Annotated in this window: 17 protein-coding genes; 8 read left to right on the top strand and 9 right to left on the bottom strand. The window is 51.7% G+C overall.

Features of this window, described 5'->3' with window-relative positions; translation table 11 throughout:
• Positions 1–53: 53 nt before the first annotated feature.
• On the bottom strand, positions 54–734 hold the full coding sequence (gene tmk / locus ACN4EK_RS19680; protein ID WP_431659897.1) for a dTMP kinase: 681 nt from the start codon (positions 732–734) through the stop codon (positions 54–56).
• Between the two features lie 123 nt (positions 735–857).
• On the opposite strand from tmk, the gene ACN4EK_RS19675 reads away from it, so the two are divergent.
• A complete protein-coding gene (locus ACN4EK_RS19675; protein ID WP_431659896.1) occupies positions 858–1,280 on the top strand; it encodes a hypothetical protein in 423 nt (140 codons plus the stop codon).
• Between the two features lie 95 nt (positions 1,281–1,375).
• Here ACN4EK_RS19675 and ACN4EK_RS19670 read toward each other — a convergent pair whose 3' ends face one another.
• The 4 genes from ACN4EK_RS19670 to ACN4EK_RS19655 form a co-directional block, all read right to left on the bottom strand.
• Positions 1,376–1,798: an FHA domain-containing protein gene (locus tag ACN4EK_RS19670; protein WP_431659895.1), complete on the bottom strand. Its 423-nt coding sequence runs from the start codon at positions 1,796–1,798 to the stop codon at positions 1,376–1,378.
• Positions 1,799–2,284: 486 nt separating this feature from the next.
• Positions 2,285–2,833, bottom strand: a complete 549-nt coding sequence (locus tag ACN4EK_RS19665) for an FHA domain-containing protein (RefSeq protein WP_431659894.1) — start codon at positions 2,831–2,833, stop codon at positions 2,285–2,287.
• 107 nt (positions 2,834–2,940) lie between these two features.
• Positions 2,941–5,559, bottom strand: a complete 2,619-nt coding sequence (locus ACN4EK_RS19660) for a heavy metal translocating P-type ATPase (RefSeq protein ID WP_431659893.1) — start codon at positions 5,557–5,559, stop codon at positions 2,941–2,943.
• A gap of 94 nt (positions 5,560–5,653) precedes the next feature.
• Entirely contained in the window at positions 5,654–7,174 is a 1,521-nt protein-coding gene (locus ACN4EK_RS19655; RefSeq protein WP_431659892.1) for a CPBP family intramembrane glutamic endopeptidase, read from the bottom strand.
• A 281-nt stretch (positions 7,175–7,455) separates the two neighbouring features.
• On the opposite strand from ACN4EK_RS19655, the gene ACN4EK_RS19650 reads away from it, so the two are divergent.
• Positions 7,456–8,790 (top strand): histidine phosphatase family protein, encoded by a 1,335-nt coding sequence (locus ACN4EK_RS19650; protein WP_431659891.1) that lies wholly within the window; start codon positions 7,456–7,458, stop codon positions 8,788–8,790.
• A gap of 12 nt (positions 8,791–8,802) precedes the next feature.
• A complete protein-coding gene (locus ACN4EK_RS19645; protein WP_431659890.1) occupies positions 8,803–10,104 on the top strand; it encodes a dihydroorotase in 1,302 nt (433 codons plus the stop codon).
• A gap of 88 nt (positions 10,105–10,192) precedes the next feature.
• Here ACN4EK_RS19645 and lepB read toward each other — a convergent pair whose 3' ends face one another.
• The gene (gene lepB, locus ACN4EK_RS19640) at positions 10,193–10,861 is read right to left on the bottom strand and encodes a signal peptidase I (protein ID WP_431659889.1); all 669 of its coding nucleotides are present in this window, start codon (positions 10,859–10,861) and stop codon (positions 10,193–10,195) included.
• Positions 10,862–11,053: 192 nt separating this feature from the next.
• Here lepB and ACN4EK_RS19635 point away from each other — a divergent pair, with 192 nt between their 5' ends.
• Positions 11,054–11,251, top strand: coding sequence for a hypothetical protein (locus tag ACN4EK_RS19635; RefSeq protein ID WP_431659888.1), 198 nt, complete (start codon positions 11,054–11,056; stop codon positions 11,249–11,251).
• Between the two features lie 10 nt (positions 11,252–11,261).
• Here ACN4EK_RS19635 and tsaE read toward each other — a convergent pair whose 3' ends face one another.
• Positions 11,262–11,762, bottom strand: coding sequence for a tRNA (adenosine(37)-N6)-threonylcarbamoyltransferase complex ATPase subunit type 1 TsaE (tsaE, locus tag ACN4EK_RS19630; protein WP_431659887.1), 501 nt, complete (start codon positions 11,760–11,762; stop codon positions 11,262–11,264).
• Positions 11,759–13,129: a gluconeogenesis factor YvcK family protein gene (locus ACN4EK_RS19625; RefSeq protein ID WP_431659886.1), complete on the bottom strand. Its 1,371-nt coding sequence runs from the start codon at positions 13,127–13,129 to the stop codon at positions 11,759–11,761. Before ACN4EK_RS19625 ends, tsaE begins: the two co-directional genes overlap by 4 nt.
• Before the next feature lie 618 nt (positions 13,130–13,747).
• On the opposite strand from ACN4EK_RS19625, the gene ACN4EK_RS19620 reads away from it, so the two are divergent.
• Both ACN4EK_RS19620 and ACN4EK_RS19615 read left to right on the top strand, forming a co-directional pair.
• Entirely contained in the window at positions 13,748–14,530 is a 783-nt protein-coding gene (locus ACN4EK_RS19620) for an ABC transporter ATP-binding protein (RefSeq protein ID WP_431659885.1), read from the top strand.
• Between the two features lie 98 nt (positions 14,531–14,628).
• Positions 14,629–15,897: an MlaD family protein gene (locus ACN4EK_RS19615; protein ID WP_431659884.1), complete on the top strand. Its 1,269-nt coding sequence runs from the start codon at positions 14,629–14,631 to the stop codon at positions 15,895–15,897.
• Positions 15,898–15,932: 35 nt separating this feature from the next.
• Here ACN4EK_RS19615 and ACN4EK_RS19610 read toward each other — a convergent pair whose 3' ends face one another.
• The gene (locus ACN4EK_RS19610; protein WP_431659883.1) at positions 15,933–16,229 is read right to left on the bottom strand and encodes a DUF3288 family protein; all 297 of its coding nucleotides are present in this window, start codon (positions 16,227–16,229) and stop codon (positions 15,933–15,935) included.
• A gap of 162 nt (positions 16,230–16,391) precedes the next feature.
• Between ACN4EK_RS19610 and ACN4EK_RS19605 the strand changes: the two genes are divergently transcribed.
• Together ACN4EK_RS19605 and ACN4EK_RS19600 are read left to right on the top strand one after the other, a co-directional pair.
• Positions 16,392–17,498 carry a methyltransferase domain-containing protein gene (locus ACN4EK_RS19605; RefSeq protein ID WP_431659882.1) on the top strand — a complete coding sequence of 369 codons (1,107 nt, stop codon included), beginning with the start codon at positions 16,392–16,394 and terminating at the stop codon, positions 17,496–17,498.
• Positions 17,499–17,816: 318 nt separating this feature from the next.
• Positions 17,817–18,473 (top strand): hypothetical protein, encoded by a 657-nt coding sequence (locus ACN4EK_RS19600; protein ID WP_431659881.1) that lies wholly within the window; start codon positions 17,817–17,819, stop codon positions 18,471–18,473.
• Positions 18,474–18,475: the final 2 nt, after the last annotated feature.

Below are 18,475 nucleotides of genomic sequence, written 5' to 3'. Positions count from 1 at the left end.
AGATGTGTATAAGAGACAGGGAGTGGGGAGATGGGGAGATGGGGAATGGCTTGTTAGGGTGTTGGGGCTCCGTACCATTGGGTGAGGGAACGATCGAGAATCGTTTGGATCTGGGAGGCGACTCGATCTTCGGGTTGGTTAGCATCAATGGTGACGATGCGATCGGGATAGGTGTTTGCCAGAATCGCAAATCCCTGTTGTACCCGTTGGTGAAATGCCAGGTCTGCCTGTTCGATGCGATCGCGTTTGCCGCGTTGTTGGGTACGGGCTAATCCGGTTTTGGCATCTAAATCTAGCCAGAAGGTCAGGTCACTGGTCAAGCCATCGGTAGCAATTTGGTTGAGTTGGTGGATCAGGGCTAAGTCGAGTTCGCGTCCATAACCCTGGTAGGCGATCGTGGAATCAGTATAGCGATCGCAGAGAATTAGATCTCCGGCGGCTAATCGCGGTCGCAGATAGGTTTCGACATGTTGGGCGCGATCGGCGGCATACATTAATAGCTCGGCACGATCGTGAATAGCTTCTTGTGTCGGTGGCTCTAGCAATAATTGGCGTAATCCGATGCCCAGTTCCGTCCCCCCTGGTTCACGGGTGACTTCCAGATGACGGACATATCCCTGTGCTTGCAGATGGGATAACCAGCCACTATCCTGAAGCCACTGGTACGCCCGTTGGAGTTGCGTGGTTTTGCCGCCACCTTCTACCCCCTCAAAAACAATGAACCGTCCTTGCATACCTGTCCCACGCTGGCTTGTGTCTGAATCTATGCACCAAGTCTCGCTCAATTGTCACCTCTAGAGGGAACTTTTTTGTCTGGCAACCGATCGCAAGCAAGATGTACCGCGATGCACTAGACTGTGAACAACCTTGTCGTGTTTGCTGAGCGGTATCATGGCAATGTTCATCTGAATGTCATTTGTCCGGGAATAGTCATGGCTCGTTACATTGGTTTATTTAGAGTTGCGGTCTCTGTAAACAATCTTCAGCAAATGCTGAACGACGTTTTGGCATCCTGCAACTTTGATGTGATTTACGAGACCGGGGACTACTTAATGGCGCGGGAAATCCCCGGTCGCGTTGCCTTTAACCAGCTTGTTGTGGTCGAGGTTTTGATTGATAAAACCACCGCTACCGATCGAGAGGTGCGGATGAAATTCGTGATTAAGAATGAAGAACTGCCCCTTCAGGTGGATAACCATTGTCGGCAAGTCTTTAATCAAGTCAGTGAAGCCATTTCTACCAGCCACCATTGGAAGCTGATTGAAGCGGTAGCTGGCTAGAATACCATCATCCTCACGCCTTCATGTAACCGCCCACTTTAGTAGAGGTAGGCGGCTAGTCCTATGGCATGACGTTTTGGCTTGAGATGACCTGCTTATTCCTCGGGATCACCAACCATCCCAGGACTAATTAATGTGATGTCAAAATCATCGGGAGGTTGCGGTACGATCGCATCCCGTTTTAGCAAGTAATAAATTGCTCGTACCTGAGGGCCAAATACCACTTCATCCTCATTCTGTAAGTCATGAGCCTGAAGCTTGCGACCGTTGATTAGCAGACCATTAGCGCTAGGCTTACCTTTCAGGTTGCCATCAACAATGCGGTAGTAATAAGTACCATCATCATTCGGTAGTTGCACTAACGTAGCGTGCCGACGGGAAACGAATTGGGACACGAGTCGAATATCACATTTGGGATCACGTCCAATCGAATAGACAGGTCCATCCAGGATAAATTCACGCCGTCCTTTATCGTCTTCAATAATCAGTAGGTGGTTTTGCTGCGGTTCTGAAGGCATTGAACGTTATAACTGGCGATTTAAGTTCAAAGGGAGCTAAACAAAAAGCATAATACGATTCAGATGCCTCAGGGGGATGCTGGAGATGATAACCGACCGGAAAAACCCATAACAACCTTGAGGAAACTGAACCCCGACCCTTTGTGAATCAGGGCAGGGCTGACTTGGATGTGAAAAGCAGAGAAGAAAACACCAACTATCAATAGAATTCCCCAAATATTGTAGGCGACTAGCAAAATAAGTTCTGATAGATTTTGCCAAACCCGATCACGATCTGTAGGAAAGCCGTTACTTCTGGTAAAACCAAACTGCTTATAATAGCCTCAATATTAGCTGGGCATCTTCAATCAGATTACCTTAACCCTATATAAAAGCTAAGTTTGGCAAGAACCCTATTCTATCCTGTTCCTAAGTCGATCGTGCAGTAGCATTTTCTGTAAACCTTGCTAATACTAGCAGCTACCGATGCAAGCGTTTAACGCTACCCTAATGTACCGGATGGGATCTACCGGAATCGCCATCAGCGGTTGGTTCATCCTCCATGCGATCGTCGGCTATCCCAACATCATCAAATGGCTCATCCTCCAGTAGGTCATCGTCTAACGGTTCATCCTCAGGAAAGCCCACCATATTGGGGCTAATCAGCGTAATGTCAAATTCGTCCGGTTCCGGGGGAATCGTCGGCATCGCATCCCGTTTCAACAACCGATAGGTCGCTGATACTTTCGGACCAAATACCACTTCATCCTGATCTTGCAGATTATGCTTGTAGCGTTTACGGCTATTAATCAGTAAACCATTCGAGCTTTTTTGCCCTTTTAGATTGCCGTCTACAATGCGGTAATAGTAGGTGCCATCCTCGTTCGTTTTTTTAACCAACGTGGCATGTCGGCGGGAGACAAATTGGGAGACTAACCGAATATCACAGGTCGGATCACGCCCAATAGAATATTTGGGACCATCCAGAATGAATCCACGTCGTCCCTTATCATCTTCAATAATGAGCAGGTGAGTTTGCTGGGGTTCTGAGGACATTGAACGTTCAGTTGCGCAACTGTATTCAGGGATCTAACCAGGCTAATTCTACAAACATAGAGACACTAGCCGCTTCAGGATAATCAGGTCGATCGCAAACTACTCCACTACAGTTGTGGGTGAGAGGAGCGGATAGGCATAGACGGAGCAACAGTCAAATACAGCAACAGGGAACTGGTAATAACACTAACAGAACTAAACGCCATCATAGCGCCTGCGGCGGCAGGACTGAGCGAGAAACCGATCGTGGGTAATAAAATCCCAGCCGCCAGGGGAATGCCCAAAATATTGTAAGCAAATGCCCAAAATAAATTTTGGCGAATTTTACGAAATGTTGCTTGCCCCAGCCGAATGGCTGCCACCACATCGGTTAACCGATCGCGCATCAGAATAATCCCCGCCGTTTCCACAGCCACATCGGTTCCAGAATGGAGAGCAATTCCCACATCTGCCTGAGCCAGCGCCGGGGCATCATTAATCCCATCTCCCACCATCGCTACTCGATGTCCATTCGCCTGGAGTTGAGCAATCGTCTGGGCTTTCAGGGCAGGTTTGACCTCTGCCAAAATCTGCTTTGGAGGAATCCCTAACGGTTGAGCGATCGCATCTGCAACCTCCCGCCGATCGCCCGTCAATAACATCACTTGTAGTCCCATGTGTTGTAGGGTGGCGATCGTACTAGCCGCATCAGGTCTAAGTGTGTCCGCGATCGCTAGCAAGCCAACCACCACCGACCTCTGACCGTGGTCTGTCATCAGCCCTAAATAAACCACCGTTTTACCTTGTTGAAGGAACTGAGTTGCCTGAGCCAGAACTGCCTCACTGACCACAATGCCGTGTTGCTCTAGCCAAGATGGGGTTCCTAAAATAACTCGCAAGGGTTGAGCCCATCCTAGTTCTGCCACCTCGGTAATAACCGTGGCTGCCACCCCGGCTCCCGGCTGAGTTACAAAATCCTGAGCGGGGAGTAGGTTTAATCCTTGCTGCTGTGCCTGGTGTTGAATCGCGATCGCCAGAGGATGCCGAGTGCCACTCTCAACGGTCGCCGCCAGTTGGAGGAGGAGAGAGGGGGAAAGGGAGGCTAGGGGAGAAGGGGAAGAGAGTTGATTTACTCCGCCATCTGCCACATCTGCCTCACCATGCAACCCGATCGATTGCTGATTGCATAAAGGAATGCAGTCTGTAACTTGAGGGGTTCCGGTGGTCAAGGTGCCGGTTTTATCCAGAATTACCGTATCCAGGTGATGCACTTGCTCCAAAATATCGCCGCCCCGGATTAACAGTCCCCGTTCTGCCCCAATCCCCGAACCAACCAAAATGGCTGTAGGAGTGGCTAACCCTAACGCACAGGGACAGGCAACTACGAGTACCGCGATCGCCAGCTTCAGACTCAGCAGCAGAGGCGAGGTATGGGTGCTGGCAACAAAGTGGTGCAACAGGTTATGCCCCTGTTCGGTCATTCCGTGTCCATCTGCCATTAACACCTCTGACCAGAGGCGAGTGCCGATGAAATACCAGAAGCCAAAGGTCAGGGCGGCGATCGTCATCACCCCATAGGTGAAGTAACCTGCCACCGTATCGGCTAGCTTTTGAATTGGTGCTTTCCGGGTTTGAGCCGCTTCCACCATTGAAATAATTTGTGCCAGGGTGGTATCTTTCCCCGTCCGAGTGGCTCGTAACGCGATCGCCCCCGATTGGTTTAACGTTCCGGCGGCGACCGGATCACCGGGTTGCTTCACCACAGGCATCGCTTCCCCCGTTAACATCGACTCATCGACAGTGGTCTGCCCAGCCACCACTTCACCATCAACCGGGATTTGATCACCGGGCAGCACTTGCAGCCATTCCCCAATCCGCACAGCAGCTACTGGCACCTCGATCGCCGCTGCCACCCGCGCTATTTCTCCCCCATCTCCCTGATCTCCCCCATCTGCCTCAGCCCCCTGCCATACGCCCACCGGAATCAACCGCGCCATCGTAGGTTGCAGTGCCAGCAAGGCTTGAAATGCCGCTCCAGCCCGATGCCTTGCCTGCTGTTCTAATGTACGCCCCAATAGAATGAAGCCCACCAGCATCACGGGTTCGTCGAAAAAGCAGTCCCAACCCAATGACGGAAACAGCAACGCAATCAAGCTAGTGGTGTAGGCAGTCAGAGTTCCTAAACTGACCAATGTATTCATATTGGGAGCATTTCGCCGCAGCCCCCGCCAACCATCCACCAACATCGATCGACCGGGGAAAAATAGGGCGATCGTGGCCAATCCACAGTGGAACCAGATGTTACTCAAACCCGGAATAGTCAGATCCGTAAACTGTTCCAGGTGACCGATCGCTGAGAGAACCAGTAGTAAAATCGCGATCGCCAGTCGTTGTTGTTGGGACTGTGCCTCTAGTCGCCGTTGCGCCTGGATATCTACCAAGCCTACCGTCGAAAGCGGGTTGAGGGGTTGTCGTACCTGAGAGGGAAAACCGGCTTCAGTCAGCTTCTCTGCCAACAAGGCTGGCTCAATTTGGTTGGTTTCGTACTCTACCGTGGCAACCTCTGTTGCTAAATTGACGATCGCCGTGACCACCCCCTGACATTGGCTTAATTCCTGCTCTACCGCTTTGACACAACCAGCACACTTCATGCCAGTGACATCGATCGTTGCCACATTGAGGGTGGACTCGGGAGTTGGGGCAACCGTAGGGAGAGGTTGAGTCGGATTAGAAATCACCTGGGACACAATTAAAAACTCTGCTCTGGTTTGAGGTTTATTTGAGGTTAGATCGATCGGGAGAGGGGATGGGTAGCAAACCCTGCATATTACTAGTCCAGCCTCAGGATGAGCCAGTTGCACTCCCCAAAATCAATAAACTCACTAACGTGCCACTATTCCAGATGCCATGTAGCAGCATGGATGACAAGAGATTCCGCGATCGCACATAGACAAAGCCTAAAACCATTCCTAAAGTCATCAGCGGCAGGACTTCCGATAAATTCAGGTGGGCGACAGCAAAGATGACACTGCTGAGTGCGATCGCTCCCCACATCGGAAAATAGCGAGTTAAGGAAGGCAGCAGAAAGCCACGAAAGAGTAATTCCTCAAAAATTGGGGCGGCAACACTAGCGGTAATAAAAAAGATCGTTAGCGCCACACTATCTTTATTTTCCAACGCGATCGGCAGAATCGGATTACTGCCTCCCTTCCCTTGCCAAATCTGCTGGTTGATCAAGGACACCAGGATCACTAATGGCAGTGCGGCTAAATAGCCACCGATCCCCCACAGCCACCATCGCCCTTGAAGATTGACCCGGAACCAACCGTCGGGCAAAGGCAAAAAGGGTTTGATTGCCAGATACAAAATGCTTAAACTCCAGGTGGCGGCTACTAGATAGGTCAGCAGTGTCGAAACCGCGATCGCCCGATGATCCAGGGCGCTGGGCAGGAGCTGAGTCGATCGCAACAGTTCCAGACTCAACGGCAATAACAACTGGCTCGCCAGGAAAAATCCAAAGATCAGCACCTCCCAGATTACTTCCCCATTCCAGGGTGTTGACCAGGCAGACATACTACTGGGCGACAGCAGGGCTTGTTTTTTCCGCACTGCCCACTGGGCTAACAAAAAGAGTAGAATCCCCACCCCGAGCAAGCTGCCTAACACCGGCACTCCGCTTAGAATTGCCAAACTCCGGAGCGATCGTTCTGCTGCCTGCTGTTCTGCTACCTGCAACTCGGCTAATAAGGTTTGACGTTGTTGCAACTGATACAACTGCGTTAACCCGCGATAGCGGAACCAACCTGTTAACTGCTTTTTCAAGAGCGGTTCTGCCTCAGGCATTAACTGTGCCGGACGACTCCATAGCCCAATTAGCACGTCAGCCGTTTGCTGTAAGGGTTCCATCCCTGCCAGTTCGGCTTGCTGCGTTGCCTCTGCCCAGGTTTGTTGTGCCGCTTCGATCTGCTCCTGCTCGACCTGCAAAATCCCCAAATTTAGATCTAGTTTTGCCAGCGATCGTCGCAGTTCTAATACTGACTGCTGTAATGCGGTTGCCTGGGATTTACTGGCTGAGGCAAGCAACGTCTCCGTTTGTTGCAAGCTGGTTTGGGCAGTCTGACGAGAATCTTGGTACTGCTCTGTGGCAGTTTTGAGAGGCTCACCCTGAAGCAACACCTGTTGGGCAGAAGCCAGACCCGATTCATCTCCCTGAAGTTCAGTCGCTTGCAGTAACAGATTGGTTTGATACAGTTCTAGTTGGCTTTGAACTTGTAGTCGGTTAAAGCTCCCTAACAAATCCAACCCGATCAGGCAGATTGCCACTGCCGTCAGGACTACCAACACCAAACGCTTGATCGTCATGCATCCTCTTCGTTAGGTCACAAACTATCCAGGCGATCGAGCAGGCGATCGCTAACTCATCCTACAGCCTGGAACGAATATCAGGGGTTAACACGGTCAAGTCCGTCCTTGAGACAGGGTAAAATGCTTCTGATTCGGTGTGCAATCAACAGCGATCAATCAGCAGTACCCAATGAACCCTCAGCAGCGACTCATCATTGTGACCTGTTAACCGTTCATTGTTCATTGTCCACCACCCCACTACCAAGGAGGATACGCATCTGGCTACTCGGGTCATTCTCGTGAGACACGGCGAGAGCAGTTTTAACGTGGAACGGCGAATTCAAGGCTATACCGATAAGTCCACGCTGACAGAAACCGGACAAACAACAGCTCAACTGGTAGGGAAAGCCCTGAGCGATTTGGCTTTTGATGCGGTTTACAGCAGTCCCCTCAGACGAGCCAAGGATACGGTCGAGATTATTCTGTCTCAGTTGAACCAGCCGCCCAAAGCTCCCCTACAAACTCTGGAACAGTTAAAGGAAGTTAACCTGATGCTGTGGGAAGGGCTGCTCTTTAAGGAAGTGGAGGAGACATATCCCCAAGACTACCTTGACTGGCGGGAGCAACCCCACCGGCTGCGGATGGTTGTGCCAGGAGAGGACGGGCAACCTACGGACTATTTCCCGATCGTGGCGTTATACGATCGCGCGACCGCATTTTGGCAAGAGTTTCTGCCCCAGCATTCAGGCAAAACGGTGTTGCTGGTTGCCCATAGTGCGATTAATCGAGCCTTGATCAGTACGGCGATCGGATTGCCGATCGAGAAGTTCCAGAACCTGCACCAGTCGAACTGTGGCATCACTGTCCTGAACTTTTCCGGCAAGCTAGGGGATCAGGTGCAAATCGAATCCCTCAACCAAACCGCTCACCTGGGCGATCCACTCCCCAAACCCCGCAAAGGCTTCCAGGGTGCCCGATTACTCCTGGTTCGGCATGGAGAAACCGATTGGAACCGACAGAAGCGATTCCAGGGGCAAATCGATGTGCCGTTGAATGATATGGGGCAAATGCAGTCCCAACAAGCGGCGAACTTTCTCCAGGCAATTCCCATTCGCTATGCCGTCACCAGCCCCATGCTGCGTCCAAAAGAAACGGCTGAAATTATTCTGCAACACCACCCAGACGTGGAATTGGAGCTCAACGACAACCTGCAAGAAATCAGTCACGGCCGATGGGAGGGCAAACTGGAAGCGGAAATTGAGCAGGAGTTTCCGGGGGAATTGCAGCGCTGGCAACAGGCTCCCGAAACAGTGCAAATGCCCGAAGGTGAGAACTTACAGCAGGTATGGGAACGGGCGATCGCGGCATGGGATGAGATTGTGCAAACGGCTCAAACTCGACCCGAACCCGGCATCACAATGGTCGTTGCCCATGATGCGATCAATAAAGCCATTCTTTGTTATGTGATGGGATTTGGACCCGAGCAGTTCTGGAGCTTCAAACAGGGGAATGGAGCCGTTAGCGTGATTGATTACCCCCATGCTGGCAATCACCAACCTGTGCTGATGGCGATGAATATCACGAACCATCTGGCAGGGGGAGTGCTGGACAAAACGGCAGCCGGAGCGCTGTAAAGGAGCAGAGCATTGGCAAGTGAATTGCTCCAACAGGTGCGGGTTATCGATCCGGTCACGCAAACCGATCGGATCGCCGATCTGCTGATTACCGATGGCATGATTCGGGCGATCGCCGATAGCCTCAGCGATTACCCCACGGATACCAGCGTCCGGGACTGTCGGGGGCTGATCGCGGCTCCCGGTCTGGTGGATCTGTACAGCCAATCCGGTGAACCGGGCTTTGAAGCACGAGAAACCCTGGAATCGTTACTCCAGGCGGCTAGCGTCGGTGGTTTCACCCGCATCGCCATCCTACCAGGGACTCAACCCGCGATCGACACTCCGGCAATGGTTGCCTGGATCAAGAACCGACACCAGACCTTACAGCGATCGTTGCATCTAGCCTCAAACACGCCTCTCCCCCACCTGTACTGCTGGGCAGCCCTGACTCAGGAAACCCAGGGGCAGCAAATGACCGAACTGGCAGAATTAGCGACCACCGAGATTGTCGGGTTTGCCGATGGTCGATCGCTGAATCATCCAGCCCTGATCCGGCGGTTGCTGGAGTATGGACAACCCCTGAACAAACCGATCGCCCTCTGGGCATGTGATCCGACCCTGGTGGGGAATGGCGTGATGCGGGAGGGGTACGAGTCGATTATCTTCGGCTTACCGGGCATTCCCAGCTTTGCAGAAACCGCTCCCCTGGCTGCCCTGCTGGAATATATTGCGACAATTCAAACGCCCGTTCATATCATGCGCGTGTCTACCGCCCGGAGTGTGGAGTTAATTCAAGCCGCCAAAGCTCAAGGCGCTCCCATCACTGCGAGTACCACCTGGATGCATTTGTTACTCAATAGTCAGGCGGTGGGTAGCTACGACCCGCACCTGAGGTTAGCTCCTCCCTTAGGGAATCCGGCGGATCAACAGGCACTTCAACAAGCGGTGCAAGCGGGCATTCTGGATGCGATCGCCATTGATCACACCCCCTATAGTTACGAGGAGAAAACCGTCGCCTTTGCCGAAGCCCCCACCGGAGCGATCGGTCTGGAACTTGCCCTACCGCTCCTCTGGCAAACATTGGTGGCTAGCGGTCAATGGTCAGCGCTGGAACTCTGGCAGGCATTGAGTACCCGTCCCGCCGCCTGTTTGCAGCAAGCCCCTCCCATGATCGATCTGAACCAACCTGCCGAACTAATCCTATTTGATCCCCATCACCCCTGGACGGTAGAGAGTACGTCTCTGCGATCGCGATCGACCAATACCCCCTGGTTGGGACAAACCATTCCAGGACGGGTCGTGAATCGATGGATCGGCAGACAGGAGGGCTAACGAGATCACCCAAGGTGGTCATTAGCCCTTACCCAACCGAGCTCGCCGGGAGTGGGTCGCTATCCAATGATTCAAGCCCTGGTGGGTCTTACGATTCTGGGGAGATTTCTCCTAATCGATTCATCGGCCAAAATCGCACCACTGCCCGCCCAATAATATTTTCCCGAGGGACAAATCCCCAGTAGTGGCTATCGCAGCTATTGTTCCGGTTGTCTCCAAGCACCAGATAGGAGGATTGCGGGACAGTCACCGGCCCATACTGGTACTCCGGCGCATCTTTGATGTACCCCTCTTGCAACGGTTGACTATTAATGAACACCTGTCCTTGTCTCACCTCTACCCTGTCTCCGGGTAGCCCAATTACTCGTTTAATAAAGGCATCTTTGGGAGACTGCGTCGGTTGGATAGACACCGTTGGGGAGGGAGTCGTGTTATTGATCCGAGCCGTGGTACCACTGGTACAAACCGAGGATTGATCCGGTGGCATAAATACCACAATGTCTCCCCGTTGCGGCGCTTTGAAGTGATAACTGACTTTATCGACAATTAAGCGATCGTCAATTTGAAGGGTGGGGAGCATAGAACCGGAAGGAATGTAGCGAGCTTCTGCCACAAACGTCCGAATGCCAAACGCCAGAATTGCGCTCAATCCCAAAGTCTTGACCACTTCCATCCACAGATTTTCTGGGGGTTTTTGGGGCGGCTTAGGCTGCGGTTGTTCCTTCTCGTCCGGTGCTTTACCTTCTGCTTGTGTCATAGGGAAATGGGAAGATCAGTCGTAAATACTAGGGTTAAGTGGAGTCAGTGGCGATCTGAAGCTGGATTAGGGTTCAGATCTGTCACCATCCTAATTCTGGATTATGACAACTGTACAAATATTCTTTGAATTTGGGGTAGTGAATCCCGCCAGATTGTTATCGTTAGCTTAGCTCACTGCGATCGCTATATCATGTCTATCCATTCATCCTTACGGATTCGTCAAGCTCAGATTTTGTTGCCCGATGGAGATGTCCTGGTGGGAGATGTCCTGATTCAGAATGGCAGCATTGTGCAAGTCTGTATCGATCTCTCTGCCGAAGCGATCGATACAGACATAGACGCAACGGGACTCACTTTGTTGCCGGGAGTGATCGATTTTGATGCCTGATGGCAACAGGTCAGGCGGATTGATCACTCACTGGGGTCAATTGGACGACGATCGCGGCCAGATTTACGGTTCTCCCAATCGCTTGGAGTTCGATCAGCCGCCCTGCCGCCGGATCGTAGGTGAGCCGAAGCTTTAGGTAATCCGCAGGCAGATAAAGTAAGCGTTCTGACCACTCGATCGCCACAATCCCAGGTTCCACTTCACTCCCCTCCCAGTAGGTTTCTGGATAGAGGGCGGCGGCTTCCTGGGGTTGCAGACGGTATAGATCCAGGTGATAGAGCGGTAGTCGTCCCCCCAAATATTCGTTGATTAACGTAAAAGTTGGGCTGTCGATCGCCTCCACGATTCCCAGTCCGGCACCAATGCCCTGCACTAGCGTAGTCTTGCCACTGCCCAGATCCCCTTCTAACAGGAGCACACTGCCAGCCGGGAGCATTTTGCCTAACTGGATTCCCAATGCCCGTGTCGCGGTAGCATCCGGCAGGTGGATCAGGAGCGGATCGCCAGTCATGATATCCCCTGGGTGCGGCTGTACCAACGAACTAACACCCGCGCTAACCGTTTCGGATCATGGCGCACCACTCCCGTCTGTTCATCTTCATCCAACACATTCGCTAGAATCATCCGTCGCCCCAACCGTCCAACCCGATCACGATCCAACGGCACAAAATTCGAGTTTTCCTGGGCATAGCGCATTAACGCTTTGGCAGACGGCGTTTTCTTCTGAACGAGTACCGCCTCAAACAAGCGTTTGCCACAGGCAAGATCGATCGCCTGCACATGATCTCCCACACTATAGCCCTGCGTCTCGCCTTCCTGGGTCATGATATTGCAAACATAAATGCTGGGCGCTTGAGACTGGGCAATCGCTTCGGCAATCTCAGGTACTAACAAATTGGGAATGATGCTGGTATACAGGCTACCGGGGCCAATCACAATGTAATCCGCTTCTTCGATCGCTTTGACCGCCTTCGGTAACGCCGGTGGATTTGCCGGAATACAACCAATGCGAGCGATCGTACCCCGAGCTTCCGTAATCCGTGATTCCCCTTCAATCCGCCGTCCATCCGTCAACTCTGCCCACAGTCGGACATCACTCAAAGTAGCGGGTAACACCTGACCTCGAACTGCCAACACCCGCGAACTTGCGGCGATCGCCTGCTCTAAATCTCCGGCAATGTCGCTCATAGCGGTCAGAAACAGGTTGCCAAAGCTATGTCCCGTCAGCCCATCTCCTGCCCGAAACCGATATTGGAATAACTCCGTCATCAATTTCTCTTCGTCGGCAAGCGCTGCCAAACAGTTGCGAATGTCTCCCGGTGGCAACACTCCATTTTCCCGGCGTAATCGTCCTGATGATCCTCCATCATCCGCCACTGTGACGATCGCGGTGATATTGGCACTATAGTCCTTTAATCCCCGCAATAACGTTGAAAGTCCGGTGCCGCCACCAATTACCACAATCCGGGGACCCCGATGCAGGCGGCGGTGGGCTAACAAGACATCAATCAGTTCCTCATCCCCCTCCGGCATTAATACTTCGGTGATTGCCCCCAGGGTACGAGTTTGCCCCCACCAAACCAATAACAGCCCACCTGCCATTGCCAGTGGTCCACTCACCTGGCTAGGAAGCACATCTGAGACGGTGTCTAGCACTCGCCCAATCAATTGAGTGGTATAAAACACTGGAGTCAGCTTCATCCAGATGGCAAACCCTAGCGTTGTCAGTAAAACTCCGCCAGCACTGAGCAACAGCCAGCGTTTGACAAATAACCCTGGAGCTAGCCACTTAAACCATTGGTTAACCCGATAGGTCGTTCGACTACGAGACTCGTGCCTGAACACATGGAGTGCTTGTTTTAGTAAGCCGATGGTCATTGCAAATGGGAAAGATAAGGGTGGGAAAAGACTTGCGAACTAAAATCGAGGGATGGGCGGGTGAATGGTAGACGATCCTAATGCTCAAGCTGATCCAGACGGTACATTTTCTTTTTCATAGGTGGGCTGCCACCTCCAGGCAAGTCTTTGTCCAAATGGATAAAATGGCTGCTTTATTCAAGCACTAACCCTGGTGATGAGAACGTTCCTTTATAAATCTCGACTGAACGATTAATGATTGCAGAATCGAGGGTTTTTGGTGATGGTGCATCGGGCTACAAGCAGATCTTAGAAGCACAGCTTCTATACCCTTGGACGTAAAGGGAAACGGTAGATAGTTTACAGGGTTTACCGTAGCCCATCTCGGCAATTTGCGCTATCCCATGCCGCTACACAGGTTGCAGAGTGAGCTAAGGTTGAACTATTCGTGGGAAGACAATCTCAAGCCTGTACACCATCATCGCTCAGGAATCATCAGGCTTTGTTATGATTGCTCCTTCCGCCTGTGAGGATTTTGTGAAGGGCTGTTCTACACTCAGATGGCATCCATCTCTGGCTGGGGGAGATTGTTTCCTGAACTTGGGTGGATTGGTGATAGGGATTTGAGTTGACGTTCTGATGGTTGAGCCGTTGATTGAGTTGAAGGGCATCTGCAAATCATTTGGCAACAGTGTTGTTCTAGACTCTGTTGATCTGACGATTTACCGGGGGGAGGCGCTGGTGATTGTGGGACCTTCGGGAACAGGGAAATCGACGATTTTGCGGATTATTGCCGGGTTGCTAGCGCCAGATGCCGGAGAAATTTATGTGCAAGGACAGCGACGACTGGGTTTAATTGAGGATGCTGAGGATCCGATCGGCATTGGTATGGTATTCCAACAATCCGCCCTATTTGATTCCCTAACGGTGGCAGAGAATGTGGGTTTTCTGCTGTACGAGCACTCTAAACTACCCCGACGGCGGATTCGGGAACTGGTGCATCAGCGCCTGGAAATGGTGGGCTTATCCGATGTGGGCGATCGCTACCCTGCCCAGTTATCAGGGGGAATGCGAAAGCGGGTGAGCTTTGCCCGAGCGATTATGGCAAATCCAGAAAACCCTGCCAGTACGCCAGAGGTGCTGCTGTATGATGAACCCACCGCTGGGCTAGACCCGATCGCCTCAACCTTAATTGAAGATCTGGTTCGCCAACTGCAACGAGCCGAAGCGGGTTGTAGTACTTATGTGATGGTGACGCACCAGGAGAGTACGATTCGGCGAACGGCCGATCGCGTGATCATGCTATATAACGGCAAAGTTCAATGGGAAGGTACGGTGGACGATGTCGATCGCACAGAGAATCCCTTAATTCGTCAGTTTTTTAGTGGCAGTGTCGAAGGCCCAATTCAGGTAGCAGGCTAATCAGCAAGGAACAATCAGCAAGGAACAGGGGACAATAAAGGACTGAATAACGGTCAACGGATGGCGGAATGGCTCTAGAAGGAGTGAGATAGGGGTTTATGCGATCGCGAACAATTCGAGAGGGTTCAGTAGGTCTATTGATCTTACTGGGACTAGCGCTATTTGCGGGATTAATTCTCTGGCTACGGGGATTAAACCCAGCCCAACGGAGCTATCGGATCGTCGTCGGCTTTGCCAATGTGGCAGGAATGCAGGTGGGATCATCGGTGCGTTATCGCGGGGTGGTGGTTGGCAAAATTACCGAGATTCGTCCCGGTCCCAACGGCGTTGAGGTCAGTGTAGATATTACCCCTGCCGATCTCGTCATCCCCAAAACCGTTAAAGTTCAGGTGAATTCATCCGGGCTATTGGGGGAAACCGCGATCGATATTGTCCCCCTCAAACCCCTGACCGCCGAGGTGACGGCTAACCCGCTCGATCGGGATTGTGACCCTAACGTGATTCTCTGCAACAAATCTCAGCTCACCGGGGAAGTGGGACTTAGCCCTGAGGAAGCGTTTGGAGCCGTGATCCGCTTTGCTAATACTTACACCGATCCCCGCTTCTTTGAAAATGTCAATTCGGTGGTTAAAAACGGTTCACAGGCCGCCGCAGAAATTGCCGAACTGGGACGAGAATTTACGTCCTTAGCGAAGGATTTGCGGCAGGAGGTCAAAAGCGTTTCCACGCCAATTCGGACAGTCGCCACCCAAGCCAGTTTGACCACAACAGAAATCAACAATTTGCTGGCAGCCAACCGCGCCACCCTGATCGCTACCCTGAATAACCTCAACCAAACCAGCGTCCAACTGCGATCGACCGTGAATAGCTTTAATACCATTCTGTCGCAAGCCGAACAGGGAGAGTTTTTACAAAACCTGGAAACCCTATCGGCAAACGTGACACAAGCATCGGCAAATTTGCGAGATTTATCGACTGCCGTCAATAGCCCCGAAAACCTCACTGTCCTCCAACAAACGCTGGATTCCGCCCGAGCCACCTTCCAAAACGCCGAAAAAATTACGTCTGATCTGGATGAGTTGACGGGTGATCCTCGCTTCCGGGATAACCTGCGGAATTTGGTCAACGGGCTGAGTGGGTTAGTCTCCTCGACGCAACAACTCCACCAACAAACCCAAATTTCGCAAATTCTGTCTCCGATCGCACTAGAACAACACCCGCCAGAGACAGTGCCCCAACCCCAAACCGCCCCCAGGAACGTGGAGGCAACGACGATCGATCCGTCGGAGTCACCCGTAGGCAATTCTCAACCCCTAGGGAACCAGTCCCCTGCCCCGATCAATCACGCACCATCCGTCAGTCATTGACCCAATTCTATTGAGGAGCTTCCAGTCATCACCTGTTAGCTCCAATCATCTCGCTGACTACCCCGCCCTTTATAAACTTGGGCGATCGCATGAATTTGCCGGGTTTTTTCAAACAATGCCGCTTCCGTTAACTGCCATTGTTTCAGAACGTTATCTAAATCCGATTGGATGTCTCTAGCACCTGGAAAACCATGATACCGAATCCGTAAGCGCGCCAATTCCGCCAGATTGTAATCCGTAGGGTCAGCATTCAGCAGCGAGTTAACGATCGCGCGATCGCTACTCCAGAGGGGATGTTGTTGTTCTTTTGATTCTGGTGATTCTGCTGCCATAATCCGGGTTAACGATTCAAGGTCTAGTGTTTAGATAGTAGTACGCAATGTGAGCAGGTCAAGACAGCCAGAAATAATTCAAGCTGAGCCCGAGTTAGGACGTAAAGGTAGCTTAGTATAGGTTCTGTATGCGAACTACCTTGAGAGGGACATCAATTAGCAATGACTGGCAATAGATTTAATTCGTATGTGGAAGTTCTGAGACAGAAGTGGAAGGAAGTTCCTGTGTCGGTGGCTCGATTAGACACAACCGACCTGTTAACCATGCCAGAAGATGAACTCATTGCGCTCTGGAAGTCAACCAAGGTGAATGATACAACCGGTATCAGGTTTGATGTCCGTGGTTGGTATCATGCCCTCTACAGGGATTTTATGGCTGATAAGAAAGTCCTTGAGGTGGGCAGCGGTTTTAGTGTTGATGGCATCACATTCGCCCAAAACGGTGCCCATGTTACCTTCGTGGACATTGTTGAATCTAACCTAGCCGTTTTACGTCGCTTAACGCAGGCGTTGGGGATTAGTAATATAAAATTTCACTATCTGGAATCGCTAGAGTCCTTGGAAACGCTAGATACAGACTACGACGTGATCTGGTGTATGGGGTCGCTGATCAATGCTCCCCAGGATGTGACCCGCGAAGAAGTTCAAGCGTTAGTTAAGCATCTCAAACCAGGAGGTCGTTGGATTGAATTAGGCTATCCAGAAGTGCGCTGGGAACGTGAAGGTCGGATGCCGTTTGAGCATTGGGGAGATAAGACGGATGGAGGTGCGCCTTGGATGGAATGGAAAGATCTAAAGAAACTCCAAGCGTCCTTGTCGCCTATAGAGTTCGAAACAGTTTTAAATCTTGACTTTCACAATCAGGACTTTAATTGGTTCGATTTACGGCATATCTCAAGCAGTGACACGTCCCCCTCTGCCCCAATCCCTTCCGATATGGTACAGAATTTGCTGATTGCTGTTGATCGAGAGTTCTGGCAGTTAAAGCAGCAACTGCATCAAACTCAGACTGATTTGGAACAATCCCGTACCCAACTCAACACTGAACGACATCAAGCCCAAGCGGATTTGGAGCAATCTCGTACCCAACTGACCGCTATTCAGCAGGAGCTAAAACAGGCGAATGACCAGGCGGCTGCTTTCAAAGCTCAGATGGAAGAATGTCAAACAACCCTAGCTGTACTTAATAACCAGATTGCAACCATGCAAACGCGTCAATTTTGGCACTTGCGGAATCTCTGGGTAAAGCTCAAGCAGCTCATTCAGTAAGCCAGTCATTCAGCAGCCAGACGCTTACCTAACCAGCAAATAAGCTAGGGAGTTAAAGGATCAGGATGTGGCTGCCCAGGGTGGCGGTTGTACAACTCTTCGGTAATCACATTACAAAAATCAATGTGCCAATGGGAAGAATTCCTGCTATCCTTAGCCGATGAATTCCTTATCGTGGGCAATCTCGCCATAGTAAGGGCATTGAAGCAACTCGCATCTCTGCAAAGGGTTGGTTTAGCTTGATCCCATCGATCCCTAACCAATCTTCTGCCTATATCCCTGGTTTGTGTAAGTAGGAGTGAAGTGAAGCGGATGGCAATGGCATTTAAACCTCCGGCTCGATCGCGACCATTATCGCCACGTCGGCGGCCTGGGCTACTGGAGCAATCCTCCCAACCCGTCAGTGCGCCTCGCCAGCCACCAGGGCTGAGTCGCCAAGCATCGAGTCGGCAGCGTTCTCAGGCAGAGCCAGCCACTCGCCCCCCTGGAAGACGCACTCCGCGAAATCGTCCCGCGATCGGTTCACCCACTGCCCAGCCCAAACGATTCCTAACGCACAGCAGCCCCCCTGCCGCCCCATCGCGAGTGCGCCGGTTGCCAGCCCATCAACAATTACCCACCTCAGTCCGGTTATTAATTCAAATTCAACGCGGTTCCGTAGCTGTTGCTTTCGTCCTGGTGACAGCAGCCCTGATTGTGTATGGCAGCACCGTCTACATGCAGCAACTTTGGAGTAAGGAATATCGCCAGTTAAAGACTTTGGAGCGTAACGAGCGGCAGATGGTGGCGGCAAGTGATGTGATGAAAGAACAGATTGTCCAGCAAGCCGAACGTCCCGGGTCTGGATTAGTTCGTCGCACCAAGGACATGGCGATCTTTTTAGAACCTGCTCCCGCCCGTCCAGCCAAATCACCCGTAACACCCAGTGCGCCTAAGGCAGACGCAACGGCAACCCATAGCCCATTGGGATATTAAGG

The sequence above is a fragment of the Pantanalinema rosaneae CENA516 genome, assembly GCF_050753385.1.
Lineage (GTDB): Bacteria > Cyanobacteriota > Cyanobacteriia > Leptolyngbyales > Leptolyngbyaceae > Pantanalinema > Pantanalinema rosaneae.
This window is presented reverse-complemented; position numbering and strand designations above follow the sequence as displayed.